We start from the raw sequence: 12,031 nt of genomic DNA, 5'->3' as shown, positions 1-12,031 counted from the left end.
TTCTTTGGGTTAGTATAGCCTCTTAGCAGTTGTCCAATTTAATTATGCCACTACACCTTTTATTAGCTGACGAAGTTGGTCTGGGTAAGACGCTATCCTTAGGTACTGCTGCGCTAAGCTTATGTTTACTCAGTGAAAAAGAAAGCAGACGTACTAAGCCTATTATTATTTTTTGCCCTGCTACCCTATGTGAACAATGGCAAGTGGAGCTTATTGATAAATTAGGGATACCTTGTGCAAGGTGGGATACCTTAAACAAAAAATGGCTCAACCCAGATGAACAAACCATTTCACCTTCAGGACCTGAAAATATTTCTAAGTGTCCATTACGTATTGGCATAGTTTCAACGGGACTGATGAGTAAAAGCTCTAAAGAAAAAGAGTTTCTATTGGGAATGGATTTTGAGCTCGTTATTCTCGATGAAGCACACAAAGCTAGAAGTTATAAAGGTGTTGGTAAAGATGTAGGCGAACCCAATAAGCTCTTACAGTTTATGCTAGATATTGCGTCTCGCTCCAAACATGTGTTACTAGGAACAGCAACGCCTATTCAAACGGAACCTGAAGATCTATGGGATTTGATGAAAATATTACATCAAGGCCAAGGTAGATTCGTATTAGGAAACAATCTAGCTAAATGGCACAGACCTAAAGAAGTGCTTAGTATTCTATCTGGTGAACAGAAAGTAAAAGAACCGAGTTTTGCTTGGGAGCTTCTAAAGTCGCCCCTACCAGTGGTTAACTCTACAGATGAAAGCAATGCCAGAAAGCTATTCAGATCTATAAGAGATGATTTGAATATATTACATGACAATCGATGGGATATAAAAAACAGCTACTGGGATCTATCTGATGACTCGAAAGAGTATTTAGAAGAAGAGCTTGATAGAGATATTGCTGGATCAGGGCTCTTTCAACGAGAGAATCCTTTTGTACGTCATATTATCTTAAGAAAACGTAAAACTTTAGAAGACACAGGCTTATTAAAAAAAATCGGCGTTGATATTCATCCTGATAGATCTCGTGCAAAAGATGAGCATAAATTTAATGCTTTGTTTGAAGACAAAGCTTTAAGAACTGATGAAGAGTTTCGCCAAGCTTATGTAGAAGCCAGAAACTTTGGCAAAGCGCTATCTAAAAGTGGCAAAGGTAGCGGGTTCATGAAAAACCTTATGGAACAGAGAATTTGCTCTAGTATTCAGGCCGGATTAAATACTGCTGAAAAACTACTAGAGGGTAGAACCATCCAAGAAGAGGATGATGATGATAGTATTGAGTTAAAAGTAGAGTCTTCTGAAGAAATAGCTGTATTAAAACGCATGATTGAGCGACTTAGCAAGATTAAAGAAGACCCAAAACTTGAAGCTATTATTCATTACTTAGAAGCAGAAAGTTGGTTAGAGCATGGTGTGATTATCTTTAGTCAGTATTACGATACAGCACACTGGGTAGCAGACTCTTTAGCAGCTAGATATCCGCACTTACCAGTAGGTCTTTATGCCGGTGCTGGCCGAAGTTTACTATATCAAAATGGTGAAAGCGTGAATGTGGAGCGTGAGAGCCTTAAGAAAATGGTAGCTAATCATCAATTGAGTATTATGGTAGCAACTGACGCTGCTTGTGAAGGATTAAACTTACAAACCCTCGGTACCTTAATTAATATCGACCTGCCTTGGAACCCAACCCGTTTAGAACAGCGCATAGGTCGTATTAAACGCTTTGGTCAATCTCGACCAAAAGTTGATATGCTTAACTTAGTTAATGAACAAACTGTAGATGAAAAGGTCTATCAAAGACTGTCCGAACGCATGCAGGATAGATTTAATTTATTTGGCTCTTTACCCGACACTATTAAAGATGAATGGATCGAAGACATAGAAACTCTTGGCGAGAAAATGGATGAATATATCGATGCTCAACAGAAAGCAAATGGATTTGACTTAAGGTATAACACTTCTGTTGAAACCTCTGATAAAGACTGGAGAGACTGTTCAGATGTTTTATCTCGCAGAGATCTTAGAGAACTTATGAGTAAAAGCTGGGGTACATAGAGAACATCGGGAGTTTCCCAAACTTTGTGTAACTGCTTATAATCCCCTAACCGGAGAATAAGCAATGACGACTCAATCTGACATTAAAAAACTGGCCCAGCAGATGGCTGGTAGCATGAAAAGCTTCGATGACATTAAAGACTTCCAAAAGCAGCTCATGCAATCTTTTATCGACACTGCACTAGAAGCTGAGATGGAAGACCATCTCGGCTACCCCAAGCATGAAAAGGCGGATAAGCCTAACAAGCGCAACGGCCACACTAAAAAGACCGTCCGCAGTGACACAGGCGATCTTGAGATATCTACCCCAAGAGACCGTGATAGCAGCTTTGAGCCTGTACTCGTTAGTAAGCATCAAACCCGTATCTCAGGTCTCGATGATAAAATCATATTCCTTTACGCCAAGGGTCAAACCACCACTGAGATCGTAGAGAGCATTAAAGAGCTCTACGATGTCGACATCTCAAGCTCTCTTGTCTCAAGAGTCACCGATAACATATTAGAGGACATCACCGCTTGGCAGAACAGGCCACTGAGCAGCGTCTATCCTATTGTCTATCTAGACTGCATTGTCGTCAAAGTACGTCACAAGATAAGCAGATCATCAACAAAGCCATTTACTTAGCCCTAGGCGTTGCTCTTGATGGTAAAAAAGAGCTGCTTGGTATGTGGCTCTCAGAGAATGAAGGCGCTAAGTTCTGGCTGGGTGTTCTCACTGAACTACAAAACCGTGGCGTACAAGACATCTTAATCGCTTGTGTCGACGGTCTAAAGGGCTTTCCTGATGCCATTAACACCGTTTATCCCAAAGCCAAGGTTCAGCTGTGTATCGTGCATATGGTGCGCTATTCGATGAAGTTTGTACCTTGGACAGATAAGAAGGCAATAGCGGCTGATTTAAAAGCCATCTACGGCGCTGATACGCTTGAGATAGCAGAGGCCAATCTCGAGCACTTTGATGAGACTTGGGGCACAGAGTACCCGCATGTCATCAAGTCTTGGCGTAATAACTGGGAAGGCTTAACGGTGTTCTTTGAGTATCCGAAAGACATCAGAAAAGCGATTTATACCACCAATGCGATAGAGTCGCTAAACAGTGTTATCCGTACGGCGGTGAATAAGCGTAAGGTGTTCCCATCTGATCAGGCAGCATTCAAAGTGGTGTACTTAGCCACCCAGCAGGCATCCAAAAAGTGGTCGATGCCTATTCGTAACTGGACGTCTGCTCTTAATCGCTTTATAATTATGTTTGATGATCGTATTAGTAAGCATTTAATCTAAATGGCAGTTACACAGAATTCGGGATGGTCTCAGAACATCTAGTGTAAATACTCCATTCTTAACACAACATCATCGTAAAATAACTAAGCCACCTGTCTGTACTCAGCAGGCGTCATATCATTAAGTGAATAATGCGATTTTTCAGTATTATATATCTTAACCACTAAGAAAGAAGCTTATCAATCGTTTCTTTACTAATAACATCACTCAAACTATCATCAATCAAATTATAAATCTTCCGCTGTAACTCGGGAGCTAGCTTTCCTTTTTGAAAGCCCTCAAGGTCAGGCTTTAATTCTTCACGTTCAAAAGTATCAAGTAAAGGTTTGAACTGTTGTGGCTCAATACCTAGCTCAGCGACTACTAGCCAAAACAACTCTGGAATATCAATATTATATTTTTCTTTGATAGCGGCAATATTCATAGCACTACCGATACTCGCATACTTTAGCTTGTCACTAGACTAGCTGAAAGCTCATCTAGCTTTTCAATATTCTCTTTACTAAGCATTATATATTGTTCTGAATATCAACTAATGTTAGTATTATTTGCTAATTATTGCTATTTTGTAAATAAAAATAGAAATTCCGGTAATAAAAGCGGAATTCATGCTTATACATGCGTAGCCATCAGTAACTTTAAGCATAGTATCGTCCAGTATCATTTTACGGGATCCGCTACTCAGGTAAAGATACCAAAGTTTTCGAGGATGCGTCCTTATCGACCTCACTGGGACAGAAAGTCGATTATTTAATACACCCTACTACTAGAAACTGATAATAAACATCGTCTTATGTTGCCTAACAAACGTTTTATCGTTCAAAGAAATATTCACTTGGCTAAGGCAGTTTTAGGATTTGATAGAAAAACGGAGCATGGTAGCTTTCCTGAAGCCAATACTTAATTACATTTTTTTATTGAGAGACGTTATTAATGAAGATGCCATCAAGCTCAGCGAAAGATAGGCCAATTTCTGTCTGGTTTCAAAAGATACAAAGTGGCGAGATCAAACTGCCCCGCTTTCAAAGACACCAGGCTTGGGACAAAAACAGAATTTGTAGCCTACTAGATACTGTCACTAAGAACTTACCGTTGGGTGTTACTTTACTGCTAGATGTCGACAAAGAGCAGTTTGTTTCTCGGTACTTGGTAACGGCACCACAAACGGGCGGGCGTGTCACAGAGCACCTATTAGACGGTCAACAGCGTCTGACCTCACTTTGGCGAACATTGCATGATAACTACGAAGACATGAATTACTTCTTATACCTTAATGCCTATGATGAGAGTGTGCCTGATCATGAAAAAACAGATGACTCAGAAGTTTGGTACAAAAGTCGTTGGACTAATAAAGACGGTAAAACCATGCCTTTATGGGTAGACGATCCCAAATCGTGTCTAAAACGCGGGGTTATACCCATGAATCTATTTAGACCTGGTGACATTGCAATCGAAATCGACACTTGGATTGATGATGCTTTGGGAGCATTGAAACCTACCGCAACTGACACTGATTATGAAACGCGATTAATGGAGTGGATGAATAAAAAAGCCAAATTGAAAGATCAGATAAGAGATTTTCGAGAAACTATCACTCACTTCAATCTACCCTATTTAGCCTTACCGTCACAGACCAGTAAAGAGACCGCCTTACAAGTATTTATAAACATGAATACCAATAGTAAGCCTTTATCTCAGTACGATATCATCCGTGCAGAAATTGAGGGTGTTAGAGGCGTATCTTTAGATGATTACCAACGTGAGCTGGACGAAAATCATCCAGCTATCAAACATTATTTTGAATTACCTTTTTTAATACTGGCCACCTCTGCTCTCATGCAAGGAAAACTGCCTAATCAACGCGGCATGTGGAATATGAGTAAAGAGGACATGGTCGATAACTGGAGTAAAATGACTAAAGGCTTATCTAAAATGGCTACGTTTATGGAAAGCCAAGCTATTTATGATCGCACTCGATTACCGACTAATGCGGTGCTCGCAGTTATAGCCGCCTTATATATTGATATTCCTGACAATTTAGATTCAAGAGGAAATTTTGAGATACTACTAAAAAAATACCTTTGGTCTAGCTTTTTTACTGACCGCTATGAAAACTCAGCGGCTACTCATGCTTTCAGTGATTTTATTATGCTAAAAAATATTATCACCTCAGCCACTAAAGCAGATGGGTCTCACTATACTGAAAATGATGTACCTGTTTTAAATCGTGAGTTATATTCGCTTGCAACTGATGATGAACTAAAACGTGTGGGTTGGCCTAGACGCGAAAATATTCGCGCTCGTGGCATTATGGCTGTATTTAGTAAATTAGGTGCTTATGATTTTGCTGATGGATCACCGCTCACCCGACAACAGCTTATCGATGGGCGCAGACACTATCACCATGTTTTCCCTGACGCTCTGCTAAAAGAAATTGAAGCTGATAGTTATTTTGCATTGAACTGTGCTTTGATCACAGACAAAACCAATTTAAATATCAGTAATAAAGATCCGCTGAAATACCTAAAAGATCGCTACAACTCGACCAGTGAAGACATTGTCAACTCTCGCCTTCAATCTCATCTCATTCCACTAGATGAGTTAAAGTCTGGCGACTACACTGGATTATCGGGCGACGAAAAAACATACAAAGTCAAAAGTGACTTTGCACGATTCATCGCTAAACGAGCCGCTTATGTGGCGAAGGCTGTAGACATCTTAGCTGATGGACGAGATATTAATGCCTCTGAAATTATTAAAGACGTTGAGGAAGATGCCAGCTTGATACAGGATGTAGTGTAATGGCCAACCAAGAAATTGACTAAAAAGCCTTGGTGATATCGATGCAATTGTAAGAATTATTCGCTTTCCTGGCTGGCAGACGACTAGCGCTGGCGCGCGTGAAGTATAATGATCATTATGCAAAGCACTTTTCAAAAATCAGCTATACAAAGACCAAGAATTGTTTGATCGAGCTTATGCGTATCGTATATTAAAGACTACTGTTAGATGCATATAGTTAGCTGAATATAAAAATGTTACGGATTTAAACGCGCTACTGGTATAAATTTTACTTGCGTGCTGCGTTCCCAGAGGCTGCGCAAAATTCATCCCAGTAGCGCTATGACATTTTTAGAGTGTATCGACTATATGTCTGCATGTTTTATGGGGTCAGAAACCTATATTTTAACAGAGGCTATAGTATTGATAAGAATTTTAAGATACAAATAACATATAAACGTAACTAGTGGTTAAATTAGGAAGTAGTATGCTTGAAGTTAGACGCGGTTTATCAGTCCGAAGCTATGAAAACACCTTTTTCAGAGAGTTCGCCAAAAACCTATCCGACCTATTTAATAAGTATAACCTTGAAGGCGTACTTATAGGCAACTCTCAGTGTGTACATTCTGAAAACCTACAAATTGATGCGCTCTTAGTCATAAATAATACAGTTTGTATCATAGATTTTAAGAACTTCGGCGGGACTATAAAACTTCCAAAATCTGATTCATTTGCAACAGAAGCCTGGACTAATGAATCAAATGATATGATTAAAGGTGGCAGTCATATCAACCCATACAAGCAATTATTTCAACAAAAAAAAGCTCTCACTTGGGTTTATCATAACAGCAAACTTAAGACCGACTTAGGTAAACGCTTTAATCCTTCACATACCAAAAAAATTGTCTGCTTTCATAACCCTATCGTCCTTAATGGCAACATCCCTCCTAAAGATGAGATCGACTTTTTCATTGCCCACAAAGAAAACTACCTAGAAATCATTAAAGATATTATTGACGTAATTGATGAAGAAGTAGATCTTGATAAAGAAGCATTTGAAATTTTCAAAGATATATTCAAAGCTGAGCCTTTTTCTCTAACAGAATCCTATGACGATCCTACTGCAGAAACTCCCATCACAGAACAAACTGAAATTGATAGCTCTACGCTTTTACCTAGCCAGATTCAAGCTCTAGATATAGCAAAACAATTTTTAAATGATAAGGAAGAAAATGTACTAATACTTCAAGGCCCTGTATTCAGTGGTAAATCTTACCTTACCAACTTTATAAAAGAACTAGCATTTAAATCCGGTTTCCCACAAGTTGAATATCTAGCCCCCACCTATAAGGTTATCAAAAATTTACTTGGAGACTGTGATGATTTCAATAGCTTGTATAGCTACATATACGGCGGAAAAAGCAAAAAGGTTACAAGTGATGCTGATAATACAGATGACAATGACATCACATCCCTAGAAGTCGTTCCTATTAAAGAGTGTCATGATGACGATAATACTCTTTACATAGTAGAAGAAGCACACTTAATTTCAAATAGCTTTTCTCAATCTTTTAATAAGCAATTTGGTTCGGGTAGATTATTAGCAGACTTTATAGAGTTTCTTAAACTTAGCGAATCAAATCGTAAAGTAATATTTATTGGTGATACATATCACATTAGCTCAGGTAGTAAAGATGAGTCCTCTCTCAATGTAGATTTCTATGAACCTCACTATGGCTTTAGACCTCAAATATTTAAGATGCCATTATCTCAAGATATTTATGCGGGAAACCTTATTATTAAAGACTTAGTATCAAGCATAGACTCACAAAGTTTTAATAACCTGACCATTGATAATTCTGATGGTGTAAGTCTTTTAAATAAAAAAGAGGTTTCATACAAGGATAAGCTTGTTGGACTCATTAAGGAGAACCTCGATAGTAACTTTAAAATATTAAGTTATAGTAATAAAGCTTGCCATCAAGTTAATGGTTGGATCAAAAAATCAATTTTAAACAATGGTTCTGATCTTGCTATTGATGACCTGCTACTTATTAATAATAACTTTAACGCGCCAATATTGGGTGAGACTCCAAATCAGAACAAAAGAGTTTTTAATGGGGATTTTGCTTGGGTTGATGATATAGACAGCATTAAAACGGAAATTGTACCTATTAAAAACAAGACACCAGTCACGCTAAAATTTAGAGAGCTTCACCTCAGACACTGCGACTCAGGGCAAATATTTAGCGTTTATTCTCTTGAAAATTATCGTGAAGATGAGCTGCTCGATGAAGAGAAACTAGCGCTTACTATCTTAGTGAATATCAAATTAAACGATTATATAAAGCATAACCCTTTCAAAGGGTCAAAAGCTGAGCTTAAAATGCTTGCCTCAGAAGAATACCGTACGCAGAAAAATAGTGTGGCAAAACTAGAAACAGCCTTAGAAAATAAGGAACGCGTCAAAACTAAACTTGATAAAGAAAACATTGAACTAAGAAAAATTGAGAGAAAATATAATAATATTCATAAGCTCTATATCTCAAATAAATTAGCCGCAGATAGCTCTAGTGATTATTTTAAATATTTGAACTGTGCATTTTTACGATTTGGCTGGTGTATGACTGTGCATAAGTCACTATCTTATAAATGGCAACACATCTTATTTGATACTAATCCAGCTAATCGAGGAATAGTAAATGAAGCATATTTTAGTTGGCTATATTCTGGTTTAACTCGTTCAAATAATAAAATAACCTTAATCAACTTCACCACTATTACACCTTTTTATAAAGCAGACATAGTAGATAGAGCTGATACACAGGCTCATGCTCTACCCTATCTAATTATTGATGATTCAATTGAGGTAGTTGAGCCTGATGAATTATCTCTTAATGATAATGAATTTAAATCAATAATAGTTCAGCTGTATAGGTTTGTCGAGAAGCTAGTAAACTCTGAGAAATTAGATATTACCTCAGTTACTCATAACAACTATCAAGAAGTATTTCAAATTACAGATGGTATTAATAGTTCGAAAATAGTATTTTGGTACAATAAGAAAGGGGTTATTAAACATCAAGATCCTACTGGCAACTCAGCAGACTTAAATAAAAAAATTAATGATCTTTTATTAAATTATGAGGGTTTGAAGGATTTTGATCTCCTCAATCTAGGTTGGAGATCTCATTGCTATAAGCTGTTAAATACAAAGCTAAATGAGTACGGATACTCTATTCATTGGATAAACTCAACTAGCTATAAAGACATTATAAAAATTGCTAACGCCGAGTCTTTTGTTGGTGTTGAGTTTAATTACGATGGCGACGGTCTGTTTTCCAAAATAAATATAATAACTAGCTCTGATCAAGATATTAAAAATACAATTGTCACAGCATTACATTCTTTTAAAATTTAGGATTTAAAATGGCTCGTAGCGTAAAATCAGTATTCAAGCAGTCAGCATATCAGTCTGATGGCATGGATAGTAAGAAAGTATTTGCTCTTAGAAAAGAAGGTAAGCTACAAGAAGCTTACAATCTTGCAACCTCTTTATTAAATTCTGATAAAGATGATGAGTGGAATAAAAGAGCCATGGCTTGGGTCTTAGTGGATATCATTAAAATAGAAATTAATAAGAATCTACAAAATGCGATAGCTTTTTTCAACCAATTAATATCTCTAAAAATTCAAGATGAAGTGCTTGAAACACAGATTAAATACTTACAACCTAGGCTAGCGCCCGTAAATAGTGAGATTGAAAAAGCGAGTGCATTAAGTAAAAATGGTAATTATTTAAGTGCCCTAAATCAATTTCGTCAAATTTTTAAAAATAATACTAATCTTTTTCAGGCGCATCATGATGCGTATGGATGGGCTATCTACCGCTATTTAAAGAACGAGTCCGAATCCATCTCATCTATTGAAGTTAAAAGAATACTATTTGAATATAACAACCTTCAGTCTGAAAGACCAAGTATGCTGCACTCTCAGATACTCAGGTTTGTTATAAACTATGTTAGATACAACCAAGATATTGATATTTATAAATACTTTTTAAATTGGGATCCTTCAAACCTTATGGATGAGGATACTGAGAAAAATAACTATGATGGTAAGGTTTATGACTCCGTCTTAGAAAATTTAGTCAAAGCCTTTGTTTACTCTCCATCACATATTGACTTCGACTTATTAGATCAAAAAATTGTGGTTTGGCATAACCTACCCCTTATTGATATCTATCGAGAAAGTATATTTTGGCAAATTTTTAATGCGCACAAAGAGAATCAACTTTCTAGGCTGTGGCAGTTATTTGATAACTATGCAACAAATTACTCTAAGTATGGACCAAGTCATTGGCACTCTGAGATACTTAACCTTGCTCAAAGATTCATGACTGAAAATAACTTATGGCGTTTCCCTCAGTTCTTACAAAACTGGGATGTAACAAACTTTCAAAACGCTGACTGGAAAGGTGAGATCTATAATGATAAGCCTACTAAGTCTTTAGTAGCCAAAGCTCTTTCTCATATCCATGAATACTCTAAAACTGCCAATAATCCAAAGAATTTGGAGTGGATCTTACCCTTCTATAGAGAGGCTACTGAACGTCTAAGTGACGACATATGGTTACTTAGAGGATATTCTAACTTATTGAGTCTAACGGGTAGACAAGAACAGGCTATTGAAGTCTACAACAAAGTTTTATTAAACCTAAACAATCAAGCTTATGCTTGGCATGAGCTATCCAAACTTATCAAAAGTCAGGACACTGACTTGGCCCATTCCATGCTGTGTATGGCGATTAGTAAACAGCCTAAAGAGGACTTCCTAGGCGATATTAGACTCGATCTTGCTGAGCTTCTTATTAATAAGAGGATGTTATCCGAAGCAAAAAGAGAACTTCTAACTTATAAAAGCTTTAGGGAATCAAAGGAGTGGAAACTATCTGACAGATATAGTCAGTTATACCAAGCAGCTGAGAGTGCTAGCTCTTTGGACTACGACAAAAGTTATTATAGAAGCCATTCTAATATTGCCGAAGAATATTTATATAAAGATATAGAGTGGCAACCGTTTTTAATTTATCGTTCTTGGATTAGTAAAAAGAATAACGAAGAAATGATTGCAATAACAGACTTAAAAGATACTGAATTAGCTTTCAAAAAAAGCAAGTTCCCTACACTCAAGCAATCTCAAGTAAATGAGGTCATATCATGCAAAGTACATTTTGATAAAGCTAAAGACAGATACAACGTACTACTAGCTGAAAAATCTGATGTGACTTATGAAAACCTTATTAACAAAGCCTCGACGGCTCTTGCTGTAGTCGATCATATAAATCAAGAGAAAAAATTATTTCACTACTACTTCAGTGATGCGGTAGAAGGTATTATTAGATTCAGTGATACCGACTTGAGACCAAATGTAGGTGACTGCCTATCTATAAAATACTTCATGTCATTGAATAGTAAATCTAGCAAGAAAGAAGCTCAAATTGTAAAGGTATCGGCTACGTCGGAAACTAACCCCTTTTTAATTAAGATAGTCCAGGGAACAATAAAGCTAAAGTATAAATATAGTGGAAAAACCTTAGAGTTTGATGAGGCTTTAGATTCAGGCTTAGATGTAACCAAACCGGACTTTGCCTTTATTGAAGATCATTATGTACATCGCAAGATACTAAACAAATATAAAATTAACTCCAATACAGATATAAAAGCTAAAGTAATTAATGAAAGAGGGAAATGGTCTGTAATAGATTTAATCGACCTTGTTTAAAACTCTATACTCGCCTCAGTTCAATGCGATGTTAAGTTGACCGACCGTATCGATAAGCATTTAATCTAAATAGCAGTTACCCCCTATGGCAGGATAGTTGTCACCCCTAAATAATAATTCCAAAGGGGACAATG

Annotated in this window: 5 protein-coding genes and 1 pseudogene; 5 read left to right on the top strand and 1 reads right to left on the bottom strand. The window is 37.0% G+C overall.

The window, feature by feature from the left end:
* Positions 1–29 precede the first annotated feature (29 nt).
* Both EI164_RS11000 and EI164_RS10995 read left to right on the top strand, forming a co-directional pair.
* Positions 30–2,051: an SNF2-related protein gene (locus EI164_RS11000; RefSeq protein ID WP_225739239.1), complete on the top strand. Its 2,022-nt coding sequence runs from the start codon at positions 30–32 to the stop codon at positions 2,049–2,051.
* A gap of 64 nt (positions 2,052–2,115) precedes the next feature.
* Positions 2,116–3,332: pseudogene (locus tag EI164_RS10995) on the top strand (IS256 family transposase).
* A gap of 163 nt (positions 3,333–3,495) precedes the next feature.
* Here the strand turns inward: EI164_RS10995 and EI164_RS10990 are convergent.
* Positions 3,496–3,756 carry a hypothetical protein gene (locus EI164_RS10990; RefSeq protein ID WP_192520007.1) on the bottom strand — a complete coding sequence of 87 codons (261 nt, stop codon included), beginning with the start codon at positions 3,754–3,756 and terminating at the stop codon, positions 3,496–3,498.
* Positions 3,757–4,265: 509 nt separating this feature from the next.
* Between EI164_RS10990 and EI164_RS10985 the strand changes: the two genes are divergently transcribed.
* The 3 genes from EI164_RS10985 (at position 4,266) to EI164_RS10975 (ending at position 11,897) form a co-directional block, all read left to right on the top strand.
* Positions 4,266–6,134, top strand: coding sequence for a DUF262 domain-containing protein (locus EI164_RS10985; RefSeq protein WP_192520006.1), 1,869 nt, complete (start codon positions 4,266–4,268; stop codon positions 6,132–6,134).
* 466 nt (positions 6,135–6,600) lie between these two features.
* Positions 6,601–9,534, top strand: coding sequence for an NERD domain-containing protein (locus EI164_RS10980; RefSeq protein WP_192520005.1), 2,934 nt, complete (start codon positions 6,601–6,603; stop codon positions 9,532–9,534).
* An 8-nt stretch (positions 9,535–9,542) separates the two neighbouring features.
* Complete coding sequence (locus EI164_RS10975) at positions 9,543–11,897, top strand: tetratricopeptide repeat protein (RefSeq protein ID WP_192520004.1); 2,355 nt, start codon at positions 9,543–9,545, stop codon at positions 11,895–11,897.
* Positions 11,898–12,031: the final 134 nt, after the last annotated feature.

The organism is Psychrobacter sp. FME13, assembly GCF_014861395.1.
Taxonomy (GTDB): Bacteria; Pseudomonadota; Gammaproteobacteria; order Pseudomonadales; family Moraxellaceae; genus Psychrobacter.
This window is presented reverse-complemented; position numbering and strand designations above follow the sequence as displayed.